The sequence below is a fragment of the Archangium gephyra genome, from assembly GCF_049060025.1.
In the GTDB taxonomy this organism is placed as follows: Bacteria; Myxococcota; Myxococcia; order Myxococcales; family Myxococcaceae; genus Archangium; species Archangium gephyra_A.
The window spans coordinates 10,050,992-10,067,971 of sequence record NZ_JBMEQQ010000002.1; the positions used below are offsets into that span (position 1 = coordinate 10,050,992).

Sequence of the window (16,980 nt, forward strand, 5' to 3'; positions counted from 1 at the left end):
GTGGGAGAGGGAGGAGTGGGGGGCACTGGGCTGACTTGCGCTCGGGTTGCTGCGCAGGGGGACTGCTCGGTGGTTACTGCGCCGGGAAGAGGTTCTCGATCGACAGGTAGCGCTCGCCCGTGTCGTAGCAGAAGCACAGCACCCGGCTCTTGTCGGGGATCTCCGACAGCTTCTTGTTCACCGCCGCCAGCGCCGCTCCCGAGGAGATGCCCACGAAGATGCCCTCCTCGCGCGCCGACCGCTTCGTGAAGTCGAACGACTCTTCCTCGGTCACCTGGATGGTGCCGTCCAGCGCGTCCTTGTGCAGGTTCTTCGGGATGAAGCCCGCACCGAGTCCCTGGATGGGGTGCGGCCCCGGCTGCCCTCCGCTGATCACCGGCGACTTCGCCGGCTCCACCGCGAACACCTTCAGCTTCGGCCACTTCTCCTTCAGCACCTCGGCGCACGCCGTGATGTGCCCGCCCGTCCCCACGCCCGTGATGATGTAGTCCAGGCCCTCGGGGAAATCGTTGAGGATCTCCTGCGCCGTGGTGCGCTTGTGCACCTCGATGTTCGACTCGTTCTCGAACTGCTGCGGCATCCACGCGTTCGGGTTCTGCGCCACCAGCTCCTGAGCCCGGGCGATCGCGCCCTTCATGCCCTGCGCCCGCGGCGTCAGCTCGAACGTCGCCCCGTACGCCGCCATCAGCCGGCGCCGCTCGATGCTCATCGAATCCGGCATCACCAGGATGAGCTTGTAGCCCTTCACCGCCGCCACCATCGCCAGGCCAATGCCCGTGTTGCCCGACGTCGGCTCGATGATGACGCTGTCCTTCTTCAGCAGGCCCCGCTTCTCCGCGTCCTCGATCATCGCCAGGCCGATGCGGTCCTTGATGCTCCCGCCCGGGTTGGCCCGCTCCAGCTTCATGTACACCTCGACGCGCGAGGGAAAGAGCCGGTTGATGCGCACGTGCGGCGTGTTGCCGATCGTCTCCAGGATGTTGTTCACCTTCATGGGGATGGGCCTCGTCAGAGAAGTGTCCGTTACAGAAGATGAATATCCGCTACATCAGATGTGATATTCAAGCTCGTCGAACTCGACATTCGCTTCCCGGTGCCGGACCTCGCTGCGGCGGGTGACCATGGACTCGGGGGGGATGCTGTGGGTGATGAAGGCGTTGCCCGCGATGATGCTGCCGCGGCCCACCACCGTATTGCCGCCGAGGATGGTGGCGTTGGCGTACACGACCACCTCGTCCTCGATGGTGGGGTGGCGCTTCTTGTCCGCCAGGTCCTTCTGCACCTGGAGGGCGCCCAGCGTGACGCCCTGGTAGATCTTCACCCCGGTGCCGATGAGGGTCGTCTCGCCAATCACCACGCCGGTGCCGTGGTCGATGACGAAGCGCCGGCCGATGGTGGCGCCCGGGTGGATGTCCACGCCGGTGCGCTGGTGGGCCAGCTCCGTGAGCAGGCGGGGCAGCAGCGGGAGGCCCAGCCGGTGCAGGGCGTGGGCGATCCGGTAGATGGCGATGGCGTAGAAGCCCGGGTAGGTGAGGATGACCTCGTCCACGTTGCGGGCGGCGGGGTCGGCCTCGTTGATGGCCTCGGCGTCCTGCCGCAGCCAGGCGTAGAGCCTCCGGGAGCTGCTCCATGAAGCGCTGGGGCACGTCCGGCTTCAGGCCCGGGTAGCGCGGGGCGAGCGTGTCCAGGGCGCGCGTGAGCACGGCCTCGACCACCGCCACCTCGGAGCGGATGCCGACGGAGCTACAGTCCATCCGCTCGGCGAAGTGGGGGAAGAGCAGTGCCAGGACCTTCTCGATGAGCTCGGGCGCAGCGGCGCGCACGTCAGGCGGGAAGCAGTGGTGCCTGCGCGCCTCGATGAGGGTCTGGATGAGCCGGCCGTTGGGTTCGTCCATGGGCCGGGAACGCTACCCGTTAGTACCGGCCTCCGCCCAGTGCACTGACGGCCGCCGACAGCACACGGTTTTCCACACCCCAGACGGCCTTGTTGAGGCCCTTGATGCCGACGCCCCGGAGGTAGTCGGTGAAGTCGTGCAGGGCCGTGGAGCGCTGCATGCGCTCGGTCTTGGCCGCGTAGAGCAGCGGAGTGCCCGGCGCGCCGGTGATTCCCAGGTCCGGGCAGGCCTCGGACAGCTTCTGGGGGTCGATTCCCGTCGCCGCCGACATGAGGGCCACGGTGAACTTGTGGACGGGCAGCTCCCGGGCGTTGGGGATCTTCTTCAGCACCTCCTGGCGCGTCTTCGGGCCGGAGTCGAGCTGCTCCAGCGTCACCTGGGAGATGGCCAGGAGCTGCTCGTTCGTCACGTGCTTGTTGTCGAGGATGGCCCGGCGGAAGAGGCTCTCGGGGGTGTCCCCCTTGATTTTGATGTCGCACTGCTTGAGCCGGTCGAGCATCCCGTTGATGACCCGTCCCAGCTCCGAGTCCGCCGGGGCGCGCCAGGTGCCCACGGGGGCCTGGGTGGCCTTCACGCCCGCGGCCTCGAAGCCGCTCTTCCGGGCATGTCCCACCGATTGAGAGGGGGTGGCCGTCTGGACGGTGTTCGCGGCCGGGCGGGGCTCGGCCCGGGTGGGCTGGGGGAGCGTCTGGGGAGCAACGGGGCGTCGGCCGATCGGATCCATGGAGGCATTATCCTCGATTGACGGGCGGAGTTGCGTCCCGCCTCCACCGGGGCGAGTCTCCGGGCGCTCCATGAAGACGACCCTGACCGCCCAGAGCCTCTCGGACACCCGTGCCGCCCTGAAGGAGGCGAACACGGCCTTCAACCACCGCTACCCGGGGGAGTCCGCCCGGAGGCAGCCGATTCACTCCGTGTATGGGGGGGCCCACCTCTTCAAGGCGGAGACGGCCACGAAGCTGGCGGAGGTGGCGCTGCGCTCATGGGAGGAGCATGCGCCGGATGCGCGCACCCTGGCCCGCGTGCTGGGGCTGGAGGAGGAGGGCCCGCTGGCGGAGACGGTGCATGCGCGCGTGGTGTCCAAGCTGCGGCGCGAGGCGGTGGAGAACTACCGCATCGACTTCGAGGACGGCTATGGCCACCGGCCGGACGCGGAGGAGGACGGGCACGCGGTGGCCGCGGCGGAGGAGATGGCGAGGGGCCTGGAGCGAGGCTCGCTGGCACCCTTCACCGGCATCCGGATCAAGTCCTTCAGCGACGAGCTCTTCCCACGGGCCGTGCGCACCCTGGACCTGTTCCTCTCCTCGCTGGTGGAGAAGACGGGCGGGCGCCTGCCGCCCCACTTCGTGGTCACCCTGCCCAAGGTCACCCTGCGCGAGCAGGTGGCCGCGCTCGACTCGGTGTTGAGCGGCCTGGAGACGGGCCTGGGCCTGGAGCGGGGCGGGGTGAAGGTGGAACTGATGGTGGAGACGCCTCAGTCCCTCTTCGACCCGGAGGGACGGCTGGCCCTGCCGAGGCTGGTGGCCGCCGCCCAGGGACGCTGCACGGGCGCGCACTTCGGTGCGTATGACTACACCGCCGCGTGCGGCATCACCGCGGCGCACCAGCACCTGTTCCACCCCTCCTGTGACTTCGCCCGGCACGTGATGCAGGTGTCCCTGGCGGGCACGGGCGTTCACCTCTCCGACGGCGCCACCACCGCCATGCCCGTGGGGCCGCACAAGGCGCCAAAGGGCGGTGCGCTCACCCCGGCGCAGCAGGAGGAGAACCGCGCCGCCGTGCATCGCGCGTGGCGGCTTCACGCGGACAACGTGCGCCAGGCGCTGACGAATGGCTTCTACCAGGGGTGGGATCTGCATCCGGCGCAGGTGCCCGTGCGCTACGCCGCCGTGTACGCCTTCTTCCTGGAGGGGCTGGACGCGGCCTCGCGCCGGCTGAAGGCCTTCATGGACAAGGCCGCCCAGGCCACGCGGCTGGGGGATGTCTTCGACGACGCGGCCACCGGGCAGGGGTTGATCAACTTCTTCCTGCGCGGCATCGCCTGTGGCGCCCTCACCGAGGACGAGGCGCGTGCCGCCGGGCTCACCCTGGAGGAGCTGCGCACCCGCTCGTTCCTGGAGATCCTCCAGGGCCGCCGGGGGAGCTGACGCTCAGTCCACGACGAGCCACCGGTCCTCTTCGAAGCGGTAGACGTGACGCCCGGAGGGGGCCCGGAACGTCCAGCTCAGCACGTGCTGCTTCGAATCGTCGCTGACGTGGTAATCCCAGCCGAACTCGGGGTGCTCATAGCGAGCGGGGGGCAGCGCGGGGAGGAACCCGGGAACGAGCTGCTCCAGCGACTCGGGGAGCTCGCCGTGCTTCGCCTGGAAGGCCCGGCACGCGGCGACGAGGTGCTCCGCGTTCTTCCAGGTCCGCTCGATGGATGGGTCGGGGGGAATCCGGCGGAGGATGGGCCGGAGGACCGGCGCGAGGCCCCTGGCGGCCACCTGCACCGTCTTCGCCACGGCGATGATGCACCAGGAGAGGACCCTGACTTTCGTGCCGGGGCGACCGGCCCCGTCTTCCGTGGACATGCTCGCGCCCTCTACGTTCCGGCCCATCATCCCACGCGGAGTCCAACCCGGGTCCGGTGGGAAGGGAGAATCGCCCATGTTGATTCGGAAGCGGAAGGACTGGAGCCTCATCGCCGGTGGGGTGGCGCTGCTGCTCGGGGGCTGTGCGCCTCGCGGGGAGCGGGGCCGCGAGCTGACCGAGGTGGCGGCACGGGACGCGTCGGCGGATGCCGCGCTCGGTGTCGTCCGGGCCCTCGTGGAGGCCTTCAACCGGCATGACCCGGAGCGGATGGCCGCGCTCGTCCACGAGGACTTCGAGTACCTCAGCGTTGACGGGAGCAAGGTGAGCGTGGACGCGGTGGGGCGCGAGGCGTTGAAGCAGTCGATGGCGGGCTACTTCGCCTCGGTGCGGGACGTGGAGTCCGTCATCGAGCACACCACCATTACCGGCTCGTACGTGGCCTTCCGCGAGCGGGTCTCCTGGACGGGGAAGTCCGGCCGGCGCTCGCAGGCGGCCCTCGGGGTCTACGAGGTCCGCGATGGGCTCGTGAAGCGCGTCTGGTACTACCCCGCGGTCGAGCAGTCGAAGGCGTCTCCCTGACGGCGCAGAGGGTGTTGAATTGAAACGAGCAAGCACGGCGGTGCGGTCGGCGCACCCGCCACTTCCAGCCATCCGAAGTCCAGCCAGGGCTCGTCGACTTCTTGGGCCCGAGGAGGCAATCCACCGTCACTTGTAGTCGACTACAAGTGAAGATAAATTTATCCTACACATTTATAAATCTTCACTTGTAGTCGACTACAAGTGGCGGGCCCGTTGGAGCCTCCTGCGGGCAACGGAGCAGCAGGCGCGTGACACCTTCGCCCTGAAGCTTCGGCCGGGCGTCTGCTCCAGTTCAACACGCCCTCAGAAGGACAGGCCCAGGGACAGGCGCGCGTCGGGCGTCAGGGGGCCCAGCAGCGCCTGTACGGGTTGCCGCAGCGGGAAGTAGGTGGTGCCTCCGGCGACGAGCTGCGCGCTGACGCCGAAATAGCGCGCCAGCCAGTACGTGCCATCGAGCGCCGCCACGGCATTGAGCCCCCACTGCCCGCGCCAGCCGCCCTGGCGCACGTCATAGGCGGAGGTCCCCCGGGCGCCCGCGAGCGCCGACAGCCGCAGCGACAGGCCCCGTCCCGCGTCGTTACGGCCCTCGTACAGGCTCCAGCGTGGGCCCGCCCGGAGGTACAGGGAGGCGACGACGGGGTTGACGAGCGTGGCACCCAGCTCCACGTCCACCAGGGGAATGGCGTTCACCGTCAACGAGCCGCCGAGGTAGTCCGGCACCCCCGTCCGCCAGGAGGCCCTCACGGTGAGGATTCCACGCCGCTGGGAGGTGCTCGCCACCGGAGTACCAGGGTCCGGCTCCTCGGCCCGTGCTTCCGGGAGGCCCGTGCAGAGCAGGGCGCCCGCGAGCGCCCCCCAGCGCATCCATGTTCCTTGTTGCCGCATCGCTGTCCCTCGCTGTGCTCGCGCGAGCGCGTCACTCCGTCATGTACAGGTAGGCCAGGCACATCTCGTCGTCGGTGCCCTCTCCCCACGTCACGGTGCGGGACGTGGGGTTGTCCCAGACGCAGGTGAGCTTCATCTGGCTGAAGAGCGGCACGCGCAGCGGCTGCTTGTAGAGGTACATCTGCTGCCAGTGGAAGTCCCACGCGGGAATCTCGATGAGGCGCTCCCCGCCCAGCTCCACCTGGATGCGCCTGCCCTTGGTGTGCATGTGCGGCAGCACGCCCCAGAGGGTGCCCGCGGGGACGTACTGCTCGGAGTGGTGCGAGTACCCGGTGGCTCCCGGGGGAATGGAGAACGCGCCATCCACCAGGGGGTAGAGCGAGGCGCGCCTGGCGATGGGCTCGCGTGCGAACTGCAACGCCATGCGCGTGAGGTCCGGCTGGGCCTCGCCATGCATCGCGGTGACGTGCCCGGCTCCGGTCTGCCGCTGGGTGATGTTGTAGTGGACCTGCATGACGAAGACGGCGTCCGCGGCCACGCGCACGCCCGTGCCTTCCGGGTAGCGGGTGGGCGGCGAGCCCGGAGCCCAGGCGCCGAGCAGCGAGGCTCCGTCGATGCCCGAGTCCCCGAAGCACGTCCAGCCGGCGCCCGCCTCGCGCGCATCGCGGTCGAGCGCCACCTGGCGGGGGGCGGCGAAGAGCAGCACGTGGTGCACCTGCTGCTTCACGCCCGGCATCACCTCGAAGCCGATCAGATCCTTCCTCTCCTCGAGGTGGGGATCCAACAGGAAGCAGTGGTAGTCGTCCGGCGCCTCGTCCTTGGGCAGGTAGGGCGCATCGGGGCCGATCGTCAGGTCGGTCCAGGCGAGGGGTGGTGTGGGCTCGAGGGGAGGGGGCGCGTCGTTCGGGTCCCCCTCGGGCGCCCCTTGCTCGGACCAGGCCGAGAGGATGTCCACCTCGCCCTGCGTCAGCCGCCGCGAGTCCCGGAAACGGTGGGGGCCCTCCGCGGGCATCCACGGTGGCATCCGCCGCTCCCGCACCGAGTGGGCCAGCACGGCGTGCATCCCGGAGGCCTCGCCGTACGTCTCCAGCGCGAAGGGCGCGACACCATTCCGGGTGTGGCAGCCCTGGCAGCGCTCCTGGACGATGGGCAGCACGTCCCGATGCCAGGAGACGGGGCCTCCGTCGTAGCGAGGGCCCTCCTCGGGAGGGTCCGCGGGGGTGGAGGAGCAGCCCGGAAGCCCGAGCCAGACGGTCCCCAGCATCAGCAGGAGCAGGCGGTCGCGCGTTCTCATATCGGGGCCGCACCATGCCAGCACTCGAAGAAAAAACAGGGGGGTGAATCCAATAAATCGGGTCCGGGAGTCCTAACGTCCGTAAAACCGACGGAAGGATTCCCGATGAAGACCTGGTTGCTTTCGGTGTGCCTCCTGGCCACCCTCGCGGGAGGGCGCGCCGCGTCCGCCCCCATGCCCGAGGCCCCCGCTGCCCCTCCCGCTCCTCACGGGAGCTCCGCCGTGAAGGCCCCGCTGCCGCCCCACCTGGAGGCCCAGCGCGAGGAACTGCGGGCCCGCCAGAGCGATCTCGATGCCCAGAGGCAGCAGCTCGAGTCCGACATCCAGCAACTCGAGGCGGAGGCGCGGCGGATCGACCCGGACGGGCGGCTCACCCAGGAGCAGCTCTACACGCTCCTCCAGGAGCGCGAGGCGCGGCGGAATTCCCAGGCCGACTTCGACCCCACTCCCGCCATCGTCAGCATGTCCTTCTTCGGCTGCATGCTGACGGGCTTCCTGGCCTGGCTGGTGGCCGCCTACCGCAGGACGCGCCAGCTCCACGAGACGGTGCGCCTGATGGTGGAGAAGGGGGCGGACATTCCCCAGGGGCTGCTCGCGCCGGTTCCGCGCAGGAAGCCGTCCGATCTGCGCCGGGGCATCATCCTGTCCACCTCGGGGCTGGGACTGACGATCTTCCTGGCGGCCCTGCCCGACATGCCGGGGGCCTGGGGCGTGGGCGTGACGCTCCTGCTCATCGGCGTGGGACACATGCTTGTCTGGCGCCTGCAGCAGGGACGGGGTGCACTGGCGGCCGCGCTCTCGCCGGAGCCCCAGCAGTAGACCCCTCGCGCCATGGCCTCTCCCCCTGCCGCCCCCACCGACGCCGAGCTCATCACGCGGGTGCTCCTGCGTGACGACCGGCGCGCCTTTGGCGAGCTGGTGGCGCGGCACCAGTCCGCGGTGCGCGGGCTGTTGCGCCGGCTGACGGGGGGAGACCTGGCGCAGGCGGATGACCTGGCGCAGGAGACCTTCCTGCGTGCCTACCGGGGGCTGCGGGGGTACCGGGGCGGGGCGAAGTTCTCCTCCTGGCTCTACCGCATCGCCTGCAACGTCTTCTTCAGCCGGGACCGCGGCAGCCGCGAGGCCCCCCAGGAGCCTCCCGCGCTGGAGGCCGGCAACGCCGAGCTGGCCCTGCCGGACCTGGTCCTGGAGCGGCACGATCTGGAGAAGGCGCTCGCCGCGCTCAAGCCCCGCGAGCGGGCCGCGCTCGTGCTCACCTACGCCAACGAACTGACCCACGAGGAGGCGGCGGTCGTGCTCGACTGCCCCGTGGGGACGCTCAAGACCCACGTCGCGCGCGCGAAGGAGAAGCTGCGCCGGCAACTCGAGGAGACCCCATGAACGGCCGCGATGACGAGGTCTGGCTGGACACGTTGCTCCAGCGGCAACTGCCCTCCGGGACCTCCGACGATGGCTTCCGGGAGCAGCTCCTCCAGCGCCTGCCCCCGCGCGAGCGGCCCGTGCGGCGCGCGTTCGGCCTCGGCGTCACGTGGTTGCTGGCCGCCCTCACCCTGTTGCTGCTGCCCACGGGCGAGGGCAGCATGGTGCTCTCCTCCCTGTACGCGGGCAACCTCATGGTCCCCTGCTGCCTGGGGACGGCCCTGCTCTGGTACGTCGTGGACGGCCTGATGTGAGCGGGTGCCGCTACAGCCACATCCGCCAGAGCAGCCCCAGGCGGGTGGTGTAGCCGACGGCCGCCCGCTCCAGTCGGCCCTCGGAGGAGACGAAGAAGGTGGTGGGGAACTGCTCGACGCCGTAGGCCCGCCGGAGCTCCTCGCTTCCCAGCAGGACGGGGTAGTCCACCGAGTGCTCGCGCGCGAAGCGGCACACGTCCTCCTCGTCCTCGTAGGCCACGGCCACGGACAGCACGTGCGCGGAGCCGCCCACCGTGCCCTGGAGGGCGGAGAGGGTGGAGGCCTCGGCCTTGCACACCCCGCACCAGGGGGCCCAGAAGGTGAGCACCACCGGTTTGCCCTGGAAGCTCGGACAGGCGCACCTGCGCGCCGGAGAGGGTGCGCAGGGTGAAGTCCGGCGCGGGGGCGCCCGTCGGGAGGCGGCGGGTCTGCCAGGCCATGACGGCCAGGAAGACGAGCCCCACCAGCGCGAGGTCCATCACCTGGCGCACCCACCAACGCTCGCGCGCCCGGTGCCAGACGTCCTTCGGTCGTTCCCACGTCTTCCGCATGGGAGCAATCCTACCTTGTGAAGCGGAGCACCTCCATGACGGAGCCCCGGCCGGGCCGAGTCCAGGGCCGGTCTATCACCTCCGGCCCGGACGGCGGACCGAGCTCGCGTAGCGGGTGACAGGAGGGCAGGGCCCGCCTGGAGCGGGGCATTGCCCGGTGTATTCGCGGGATCAGGTGCGCATATCCTGCCTGCCCAGGAACTCCCACCATGAATGAGTCTGGTTCCCCTTGCCCCCCCTCGGCGCCCCCACGGAAGACCCCGCCGGGGGCAGAGATCGTCCGCAACCCCCATGAGCGCCCGCGCTGGAGGGCGCCGCATGTCAGGTTGGGTGGCGTTGTTGCTTTCCATGTGCCTGGTGGGGTGTAGCGGCACGACACGAGGTGTCCGTCCTGGCGGCTGCCAGGGTCCGCTCAAGTCGAATCCACCCGTGGCGCCGAGCACACCGCCGCCGCCGCGCCTGCTCCAGGGAGTTGCTGGCGAGGGCTTGGGTCATGGCATTCCACGCGCCGTGCTTCAACTCGTGCCACGAGGTGCCACAACTGCGGCGGAAGCAGGACCGGCTGCCACAACGGGAGGCGCGCTCGTGACCGGCGGTGCAGTGCTGGCGGTGGGGGGCAGCGTTGTCCTGGTCTGCTTGACCGTCAAGGCCGCGCTGGACGGGAGGCAGACCCCTCTCGACATCGCGGACGCATTCTACGGTACCCACTTCGGCGACCTTCAGGGCTGGGTTCAGGGCTGCTACATGCCCAAGGACACGGCGCACCCGGGGTCATCTGCGTCTGCGCGGGAGTTGAAGCCGACTTCCGAGCCCCATGCGCCTACCGCTCCGGGACCGGCGACAGAAGTCGACAAGGACAGCGCTCGAGAAGAGAACCGGGGTCGCCTCTACGCGACCTACACGAAGTTCAACGTGAAGACCGGCCATTACTACTCGGGCCGCACCAGTATGGTGGTTGATCTGCGCAAACCCCTTCGTCCTCAGGCCGTGGTGGCTGTCAACGCGCGAGATTTGAACCAGCACATTGACGAAAACGATGAACCAAAAAATCCTGCGTTCCAGGAGGCTCTGCTTGATAAGTTCGATGTAGGGACCGCAGTCAACTATACGAATAGATACAATGATATTGCGTATTGGCGGATCCGTGGAAGAGAGCAGCAGTTGATGGACTCCTTTGGGGGCGCTCAATCCGATACTCGAGAACCGTATCGGACCGAGAACCTCCAGCGCGGCGTGGCGAAAGACAACCCATTGGGCAGGCTGTTCCACGACGCCGCCGTGAAACAGTGGGGCCAGCTCTACCCCTACACCGGAGATTGAGAGATGGGCAGACGGAAGCATGCCAGAGGAGCATTCGTCAGGATTCCCCTCGCCGACGGCTCCTTCGGCTATGGCAGGCTCCTCGAGCCGCCCTATGCGGCCTTCTACAATTATAGGACCACGAGCCCAGATTCCGAGCTGGACAGGATTGCGTCAAAGCCCATTCTCTTCAGGATTGCTGTTCGCCATCTGGCTCTCGATGCGTGGGAGTTCATTGGAAGGAGGGAACTCGAGGAGCATCTGGCCCAGCCCGTCGTTCAGTTCATGCAGGACCTGGGGGACTTCCGCCGCTGCACCATCTTCGACACCGCTGGCAACGAGAGAGAGGCCGAGCCCCAGGAATGTGTGGGGCTCGAACCGGCGGCGGTCTGGGAACAACAGGGCCTGGAGGAGCGCTTGCTCGATGCCCTCCTGGGGCGGCCCAATGCCGCGGAGGCGCGCCTGAAAGTACGGTTGCAATAGCAGTGGCCGCCCGTGACCCGGAATGCCTCGGGGAGGAGCCGGAGGCGTTCCAGGAAGGCCGGCCTCAGAGCACGTCCGCGAGCTCGCGGGCCATGGTCCACCCGTCGTGGTAGACGACGCCCGTCTGGGTGACGGTGTCGCTGCGGTACAGGCCCACCTTCAGGTAGTTGAGCATCCCGGGGAACTGGGTGGCGATGTTGCGCTTGGGCAGGACGAGCTGGCCGTTGCGGTACAGCTCGACGAATCCCACGGTGGCGTCGGAAGACCACTTCACGTGGAGGATGAAGTCCTGCCACTGCCCGCGCACCAGCGGGGCCTTCCACACGATGACGCCGGGGTCTCCGCCGATGTTCAGGCGCATCTCCTCGCCATACACGTAGAACTCCACCGGCGGAGATCCACTGCTGCCCTCATGGTGCCACTGGGCGAAGACCTGCCACGTCCTCACGCTGGGGAAGTCCGAGGCGAACATGGTGTTGAAGCGGTAGTAGTACTCCGAGCCCACCGGCTCGCGCGTCATCTTCACCAGCTCGTTGCGGTTGCCACTGGAGTTGATGGGATCATCACCCTGGCGCACCGTGGCCTTGAGGGCGTAGCGGCCCTGGCGCAACGGCGAAGTCACAAGCTGCAGCCGGTCCGCGCTGACCATCTGCGAGCGGTCCCACTGGCTGGTGTTCCCCGTCTCGAAGTCGCCGCGCCACACCACGCTGGCGCCGGTGGGACCCGCGCACGGGCGGGCCTCGGCGATGCTGGCCCATTCATTCAGGGTGTTGCCATTGACGTAGATGCGCAGGCGGCGCGCGGTGCGAGCGGCGAAGGTATACGTCTCCGCCGCCTCCGTCTTCCCGCTGCTCGTGCCGGAGTAGACCTGCGTGTAGTTCATCCCATCCGGGGACACCATCAGGGTGAATTGGTTGGCGCGCGTGTTGCCGGCGTGCCACGCGATGGCCGCTCCGGAGATGGATTTCGTGGAGCCCAGGTCGTAGTCGATCCACGAGCCCTTTCCGAAGTTGCTCCAGCGGGTGTCGAGCCGGTCGTCACGCGTGTTGTCCGGCACGTTGCCGTCATTGCCGGAGGCAAGCACCGACTGCGTGGCGAGGGGCGTGCAATTCTGCACCGTCAGTCCGGCGGCCGCTGTCGTGAAGGACTCGGGTGTTGCCTCGGTGGCGGAGGTCTCGGGGGCGCCGCAACCAGCAGCGGCGATGAGGAGCAGGGTTTCAGCCAACACGAGGAGTTTCTTCACGGGGTGGATTCTCTCGGTGAGTTGAAGACAGACAGCGGCGGGGGGAATGATTGACTTCGGGATGCAGCCCTCCCGTCGCGCCAGACGAGGCACAGGGCCCCGGCGCTCGGAGAGGAATTGGAATGGCTCGTGCTCGCGGGGCCGTCGTCCGCGCGGATTGAGCATCCATCAAAATTATTTGGTGCTCAACACTCGGCCGCGATGCCTGCTCGCTGGGCAGCCGAGTGATGCAACGGATTCAATCCATCACGCTGTAATTCTACATGCGGCTCGTCCAAGGGGCGGGTCCGGGTGGGGCGAGACCTCGGTATCAATGCTGGGTCGGCGCTGGCTCGCTGTTCTTGGGCGCCAGCGGCTCACCGTTCTTGGGAGCTTCGCGGTTGGCGCCGCGCTTCCATCCGGAGGGGTTGAGGAGGCGGGTCCACTTCGTGTTCGAGCCCGTTTCCTCACAGATGCATCGATCCTGCCAGAGCCTCCAGGAGCAGGTTGACATGGAAGTCATCCGCGAACCTCGCGCCAATGGAGTAGATGCTCTCAATACTGGAGCGGGTACTGTCGGCGAGTTGCTGCAGCAGGGTGCGGGATCGCTCGGCCTCACTGCCCAGCATGAACTGCCTGCAATGGGGACAGTTCCGCCGGTGAAGGAAGCGAAGGCGCCTGGCGGGCCGGCCTTTCTGGACGTCTTCGTAGAGACGGCGCAGGTCTGTCGCGCCTCGGATTCCAGCTTCCCGCGCGACGCGAACCCTGTCCTGCAGGTGCGTGATCAGGATGGCCTGGTTGATCCAGTCGATGATCCGGCTGAATGGATAGTTGGTCCGAAGCGTCAGGATGACGGGATCGGCTGTGGCGAGGTGTTGGGCGTTGCCGATGCCAAGCTCCTCGAGCCGTTCGATGATCATCTCGTCCAGGCCATCCACATATTCCAGGGGGATCTTCTCCGAGGTGGTGTGGGGCTGGAGGAGCTTTCGAGCCTTGCTGCGGAGTGCTTCATACCCCCAGAAAGGGAACGCGCCGATGGCGAAGTACACGAAGAGCCCCAACATGGATGACCCGACAGGAGCCGAGGTCGTCTGCGCGGCGAGAGGCGCCAGGACGTCCGGATTCGCCTGGGCGAAGTAGATATCCGGAACGGGCGTTGCGACGGGCACGGGCAGTACCTGGGGCAGCGCCTGTACGACAGGACTGGCCTGCGTGATGAAGATGCCGGTTTCTCCCACCATGAAGCCGATGAGCATCATGGTGAGAGCCCGCAGCGCCGCACCCAGCAGGAACTCCGCGGAGAGTGCTTCCGCGTGCATGCGGTGCAGGAGCACGATGAGTGTGTAGACGTAGATGCCATAGCCCGTGAACACCAACCCTCGGATTCCTTCCTGGAAGGGCAGGCCGTTGTCATTTTGATAGACAGCCACCGTCCCCCTGACTCCATGCAAGGCATCGGAGAAGATCGACAGGACCAGGAAGGGCAGGGTCAGGGCGCATGCGCCTAGCAGGTACTGGCCCGGTCGAGGGCGGAGGAGATAGTCGATTTCCTTCTCCTCCGGATTCTCCAGGAAGCTGAGCGACACGGGGTTGGCTTTCGAGGCGCAGAACCGGCGGGCAACGTCCTCTCGGAATTTCACGTAGGCCTGGATGGTCTGGGTGTGGATCCGGGTCGAGCGCCTGCGTCTCGTGATGAAATGGCCGAGCGCCAACAGACTCGGCGAGAGGGCAATCACCGTGGGGCAGTAGCTGATCAGCCTTTGGGCAGATCCTGTTCCAGGGCCAGGTTCCAGGTTGATGATGTAGAGGGTGCAGGCGCTGATGTACGTCAACAGCAGCATCACACTGAAGGCGCGGGACAGCCCCGGATGATCAAGCACGAAGTTCGTGAACTTGTTGAAGCTGTCGCCGAAGTAGCCAAGCAGCCAGGGTTGCTTCCTGGGTTTTGAAAGCTCCTTCGGGAGCTCATCAGCTTTTGGAGCGGATGTTTGATTGGTTGAACGCATGCTCCGCCCCCCAAAGCCTTCGGTGCGAACCGAAGTGCTTCAAGAATGATGAGGCGGGTGCCGCGGGATGTGACAGGAGGAAGCACCCCTGACGCTCGTGCCCTGGCCCGTATTGATGGGAGAGAGCCGGGCCCTGGCATGCCTGCTTTGAGAGCGGCTCACTCCAGCGAGCGGATGAACTCCGTGAGCCGGGTGGCCATGGCCTGGTGGGTGGCGGCGGACGGGTGCCAGTCCTCGCCATAGGGCCCGGTCTGCGGGGTGAAGGCGAGGTAGTGCACGCGGGCATCGCCCCGGTCGTTGAAGCCCTTCACCACGGAGGACACCCAGCCCTGGAGGGTGCTCCAGTGGAACTGCCCCGCGGGGTACCAGTCGTTCATCATGGAGCCCACGGCGCAGATGATCCTCGCCTGGGGGTACTGGCTCCGGAGCCGGGTGACGAAGTCCGTGTAGGCGGCCCGGAAGAGGGCCGCGTCCGGCGTTCCCGGATAGAAGTCGTTGGTTCCCAGGTTGAGCACCACGATGCCCGGAGGGGCCCGCGTGAAGTCCCAGCGCGGCGTGTCCTGATGGGGGAAGACGCGGCCGTAGAGGCGCGGGACGGTGTTCACCGTATCGCCCGTGTTGTTGCGGTAGATGCCCCGGCCCGAGTTGCAGATCATCACCGCCTCGGCGCCCAGGTTGCGCGCGGTGAGCCAGCCGTAGGTCCTCGTGATGTTCTCGTTGACGGAGTGGAACCCCGTCGACGGGTTGTTGGACTCCGGGATGGAGACCTCGTTGCCGTAGCCGCAGGTGATGGAGTCCCCGATGAACTCGAGCCGCAGGGCGGGCCGGGCCGGTGGCGACAGGAACTGGCCCCGGACCCGGAAGCCCCGCAGCTCGCTCCGGCCGACATCGCTCTCCGTCAGCTTGATGAGCTCGACGGTGTGCTCGCCCAGGGGGAGGCTCCGGGCAATCTCATACACCGTCTGGTTCGCGCGGACCGGGAACTTCACCGGCGCCTGTCCGTCGAGCGTGACCTGGTAGTAATTGGTCGTCGTCGCATCATCCGGGCCCTGCTCGTTCAGCAACAGCTCCAGGGCATCTCCCCAGAACCGGACCTTGATGGAGACGCCCGGGTACGAGAACGCGGCGGCGGCCGGGGAGACGTCCACCCGCCCCGTGTATTGGATGCGCGCGTCGGAAGGAGACACCGTCACCCAGGTGGGCGCGGCGGGCGTCTGCTCCACGGTGGGGGCCTCGGGTGCTGGGGCTTCCGGCGGGGGGAGCTCGCCCGGCGACTCATCCATGGGGAGCGGTTCCAGCCCATGTCCACCACACGCCAGAAGGACGGAGAGGGCATAGGTGAGGGTCAGGGTGCGCGAGGCCATCCGTTGCTCCTCCACCGTTCTGGAGGAGCAAGGTAGGGAGCGCGATCCCGGGCGCCCAGTTGTTCCCGGGTGACGGGCGTGTGTCGTTCAGCGATCCAACCGGGCAGCCAGGAGGGCTTCCGGAGAGGGCTCGCGCAAATCCCAGGCCAGCCCGAGCCGGGCCAGCAGGCGGACGAGCAGGCCGCCCATGTCCAACTGCCACCACCGGAAGTCGGTGCGGACCGAGCCCGGGAAGGCGTGGTGGTTGTTGTGCCAGCCCGCGCCGAGCGTCAGCAGCGCCATCACCACGTTGTTGCGGCTGGTGTCGCGGCTGTTCAGGGAGCGGACCCCCATCGTGTGGCCCACCGAGTTGATGGCGAAGGTCACCTGCTGGACGATGTAGTAGCGGACGAGCCCGCCCCAGACGAACCCGCGCAGGGCACCGTCCCAGGACTGCGTGACGAGGCCTCCCACGAGGGCGGGCAGCGCGAAGCCCACCAGCACCCAGGTGCCATAGCGCTGGTTGAGGCGCACGAGCGGCTCGTCGCGCAGCAGATCCGGCAGGGTGCGCGCGATGCGGTGGGCCTGGTCGTCCTCCTTCGCCGTCAGGAGGCCGGCCGGTGCCGCGCGGTAGCGGTCCAGGAGGCGGCCGAAGCGGCCAATGGCGGGCACCTCGAGGTACCAGAGGAACTGGGCCCAGAAGAAGCCGCGGACCCCGCCCCAGAAGCCCGGCCGGCCGAACAGCGGCGAGTGCAGATCTCCCGGCTGATCCGTATGGGCATGGTGCGTGCGGTGCACGGCGCTCCACAGCAGGGCAGAGCCCTGTCCCGCCATCGAGCCGAGGATGAGGAAGAGGGCGCGCACGGGGCGCGTCGTCTCGAAGGTGCGGTGCGAGAAGTAGCGGTGGAAGCCCACCTCGATGCCCACCATGGTGAGCAGGTACATGCCCCCCAGCAGGCCGAGGTCCAACCCGCTGACGCCCTCACGCAGGAAGAGCCACACGCCTGCACAGAAGCCGAGCAGGGGGAGGCCCTGGACGACGAAGAGCACCAGGGCCCGCCGGGCTCCGCTCAACCGCTCGTGCGTCGTGGCGGGCTCGGAGGTGGAAGGGGACGGCGCAGGGGGAAAGGAGGGCAGGGCGGACAACGGGAGTCTCCGATGAGGGCTGGGCGCCCA

The 16,980-nt window shown here is 68.0% G+C and carries 18 protein-coding genes; 7 read left to right on the plus strand and 11 right to left on the minus strand.

Annotated features, from left to right (window positions below; genetic code table 11):
* Positions 1–73 precede the first annotated feature (73 nt).
* From cysK to ACN28I_RS43945, 3 genes are all read right to left on the minus strand, one after another.
* Positions 74–994, minus strand: coding sequence for a cysteine synthase A (cysK, locus tag ACN28I_RS43935; RefSeq protein WP_420947837.1), 921 nt, complete (start codon positions 992–994; stop codon positions 74–76).
* Between the two features lie 54 nt (positions 995–1,048).
* Positions 1,049–1,549: a serine O-acetyltransferase gene (locus tag ACN28I_RS43940; protein ID WP_420947838.1), complete on the minus strand. Its 501-nt coding sequence runs from the start codon at positions 1,547–1,549 to the stop codon at positions 1,049–1,051.
* Between the two features lie 365 nt (positions 1,550–1,914).
* The gene (locus ACN28I_RS43945; protein ID WP_420947839.1) at positions 1,915–2,619 is read right to left on the minus strand and encodes a hypothetical protein; all 705 of its coding nucleotides are present in this window, start codon (positions 2,617–2,619) and stop codon (positions 1,915–1,917) included.
* Positions 2,620–2,689: 70 nt separating this feature from the next.
* Between ACN28I_RS43945 and ACN28I_RS43950 the strand changes: the two genes are divergently transcribed.
* Positions 2,690–4,042: a DUF6986 family protein gene (locus tag ACN28I_RS43950; RefSeq protein ID WP_420947840.1), complete on the plus strand. Its 1,353-nt coding sequence runs from the start codon at positions 2,690–2,692 to the stop codon at positions 4,040–4,042.
* A 3-nt stretch (positions 4,043–4,045) separates the two neighbouring features.
* Here the strand turns inward: ACN28I_RS43950 and ACN28I_RS43955 are convergent, their stop codons facing one another.
* Complete coding sequence (locus ACN28I_RS43955; RefSeq protein ID WP_420947841.1) at positions 4,046–4,468, minus strand: hypothetical protein; 423 nt, start codon at positions 4,466–4,468, stop codon at positions 4,046–4,048.
* 76 nt (positions 4,469–4,544) lie between these two features.
* Between ACN28I_RS43955 and ACN28I_RS43960 the strand changes: the two genes are divergently transcribed.
* Positions 4,545–5,048 carry a nuclear transport factor 2 family protein gene (locus ACN28I_RS43960; protein WP_420947842.1) on the plus strand — a complete coding sequence of 168 codons (504 nt, stop codon included), beginning with the start codon at positions 4,545–4,547 and terminating at the stop codon, positions 5,046–5,048.
* Between the two features lie 303 nt (positions 5,049–5,351).
* Here ACN28I_RS43960 and ACN28I_RS43965 read toward each other — a convergent pair whose 3' ends face one another.
* Together ACN28I_RS43965 and ACN28I_RS43970 are read right to left on the minus strand one after the other, a co-directional pair.
* Complete coding sequence (locus ACN28I_RS43965; protein ID WP_420947843.1) at positions 5,352–5,912, minus strand: hypothetical protein; 561 nt, start codon at positions 5,910–5,912, stop codon at positions 5,352–5,354.
* A 52-nt stretch (positions 5,913–5,964) separates the two neighbouring features.
* Positions 5,965–7,227 (minus strand): hypothetical protein, encoded by a 1,263-nt coding sequence (locus tag ACN28I_RS43970; RefSeq protein WP_420947844.1) that lies wholly within the window; start codon positions 7,225–7,227, stop codon positions 5,965–5,967.
* A gap of 105 nt (positions 7,228–7,332) precedes the next feature.
* Between ACN28I_RS43970 and ACN28I_RS43975 the strand changes: the two genes are divergently transcribed.
* Genes ACN28I_RS43975 through ACN28I_RS43985 form a run of 3 tightly spaced genes read left to right on the plus strand, consistent with a single transcriptional unit; the run spans position 7,333 to position 8,900 of the window.
* On the plus strand, positions 7,333–8,046 hold the full coding sequence (locus ACN28I_RS43975) for a DUF6249 domain-containing protein (protein WP_420947845.1): 714 nt from the start codon (positions 7,333–7,335) through the stop codon (positions 8,044–8,046).
* A gap of 12 nt (positions 8,047–8,058) precedes the next feature.
* Positions 8,059–8,607: an RNA polymerase sigma factor gene (locus ACN28I_RS43980; RefSeq protein ID WP_420947846.1), complete on the plus strand. Its 549-nt coding sequence runs from the start codon at positions 8,059–8,061 to the stop codon at positions 8,605–8,607.
* A complete protein-coding gene (locus ACN28I_RS43985; RefSeq protein ID WP_420947847.1) occupies positions 8,604–8,900 on the plus strand; it encodes a hypothetical protein in 297 nt (98 codons plus the stop codon). Before ACN28I_RS43980 ends, ACN28I_RS43985 begins: the two co-directional genes overlap by 4 nt.
* 10 nt (positions 8,901–8,910) lie before the next feature.
* Here ACN28I_RS43985 and ACN28I_RS43990 read toward each other — a convergent pair whose 3' ends face one another.
* Positions 8,911–9,231: a TlpA disulfide reductase family protein gene (locus ACN28I_RS43990; RefSeq protein ID WP_420947848.1), complete on the minus strand. Its 321-nt coding sequence runs from the start codon at positions 9,229–9,231 to the stop codon at positions 8,911–8,913.
* A gap of 805 nt (positions 9,232–10,036) precedes the next feature.
* Between ACN28I_RS43990 and ACN28I_RS43995 the strand changes: the two genes are divergently transcribed.
* Both ACN28I_RS43995 and ACN28I_RS44000 read left to right on the plus strand, forming a co-directional pair.
* Positions 10,037–10,771 carry a hypothetical protein gene (locus ACN28I_RS43995; protein ID WP_420947849.1) on the plus strand — a complete coding sequence of 245 codons (735 nt, stop codon included), beginning with the start codon at positions 10,037–10,039 and terminating at the stop codon, positions 10,769–10,771.
* A 3-nt stretch (positions 10,772–10,774) separates the two neighbouring features.
* Positions 10,775–11,233 carry an Imm26 family immunity protein gene (locus ACN28I_RS44000; RefSeq protein WP_420947850.1) on the plus strand — a complete coding sequence of 153 codons (459 nt, stop codon included), beginning with the start codon at positions 10,775–10,777 and terminating at the stop codon, positions 11,231–11,233.
* A 64-nt stretch (positions 11,234–11,297) separates the two neighbouring features.
* Here ACN28I_RS44000 and ACN28I_RS44005 read toward each other — a convergent pair whose 3' ends face one another.
* The 4 genes from ACN28I_RS44005 to ACN28I_RS44020 all read right to left on the minus strand — a co-directional run bounded on the left by ACN28I_RS44005 (position 11,298) and on the right by ACN28I_RS44020 (position 16,950).
* A complete protein-coding gene (locus ACN28I_RS44005) occupies positions 11,298–12,476 on the minus strand; it encodes a heparin lyase I family protein (RefSeq protein ID WP_420947851.1) in 1,179 nt (392 codons plus the stop codon).
* 446 nt (positions 12,477–12,922) lie between these two features.
* Positions 12,923–14,461: a hypothetical protein gene (locus ACN28I_RS44010; RefSeq protein ID WP_420947852.1), complete on the minus strand. Its 1,539-nt coding sequence runs from the start codon at positions 14,459–14,461 to the stop codon at positions 12,923–12,925.
* Positions 14,462–14,619: 158 nt separating this feature from the next.
* Entirely contained in the window at positions 14,620–15,825 is a 1,206-nt protein-coding gene (locus ACN28I_RS44015) for an SGNH/GDSL hydrolase family protein (protein ID WP_420947853.1), read from the minus strand.
* An 87-nt stretch (positions 15,826–15,912) separates the two neighbouring features.
* A complete protein-coding gene (locus ACN28I_RS44020; RefSeq protein ID WP_420947854.1) occupies positions 15,913–16,950 on the minus strand; it encodes an acyl-CoA desaturase in 1,038 nt (345 codons plus the stop codon).
* Positions 16,951–16,980: the final 30 nt, after the last annotated feature.

Coding starts and splice junctions, on each gene's coding strand:
- cysK (WP_420947837.1), bottom strand. CDS start 994: ATGAAGGTGAACAACATCCTGGAGACGATCGGCAACACGCCGCACGTG.
- ACN28I_RS43945 (WP_420947839.1), bottom strand. CDS start 2,619: ATGGATCCGATCGGCCGACGCCCCGTTGCTCCCCAGACGCTCCCCCAG.
- ACN28I_RS43950 (WP_420947840.1), top strand. CDS start 2,690: ATGAAGACGACCCTGACCGCCCAGAGCCTCTCGGACACCCGTGCCGCC.
- ACN28I_RS43955 (WP_420947841.1), bottom strand. CDS start 4,468: ATGTCCACGGAAGACGGGGCCGGTCGCCCCGGCACGAAAGTCAGGGTC.
- ACN28I_RS43960 (WP_420947842.1), top strand. CDS start 4,545: ATGTTGATTCGGAAGCGGAAGGACTGGAGCCTCATCGCCGGTGGGGTG.
- ACN28I_RS43965 (WP_420947843.1), bottom strand. CDS start 5,912: ATGCGCTGGGGGGCGCTCGCGGGCGCCCTGCTCTGCACGGGCCTCCCG.
- ACN28I_RS43970 (WP_420947844.1), bottom strand. CDS start 7,227: ATGAGAACGCGCGACCGCCTGCTCCTGCTGATGCTGGGGACCGTCTGG.
- ACN28I_RS43975 (WP_420947845.1), top strand. CDS start 7,333: ATGAAGACCTGGTTGCTTTCGGTGTGCCTCCTGGCCACCCTCGCGGGA.
- ACN28I_RS43980 (WP_420947846.1), top strand. CDS start 8,059: ATGGCCTCTCCCCCTGCCGCCCCCACCGACGCCGAGCTCATCACGCGG.
- ACN28I_RS43985 (WP_420947847.1), top strand. CDS start 8,604: ATGAACGGCCGCGATGACGAGGTCTGGCTGGACACGTTGCTCCAGCGG.
- ACN28I_RS44000 (WP_420947850.1), top strand. CDS start 10,775: ATGGGCAGACGGAAGCATGCCAGAGGAGCATTCGTCAGGATTCCCCTC.
- ACN28I_RS44010 (WP_420947852.1), bottom strand. CDS start 14,461: ATGCGTTCAACCAATCAAACATCCGCTCCAAAAGCTGATGAGCTCCCG.
- ACN28I_RS44015 (WP_420947853.1), bottom strand. CDS start 15,825: ATGGCCTCGCGCACCCTGACCCTCACCTATGCCCTCTCCGTCCTTCTG.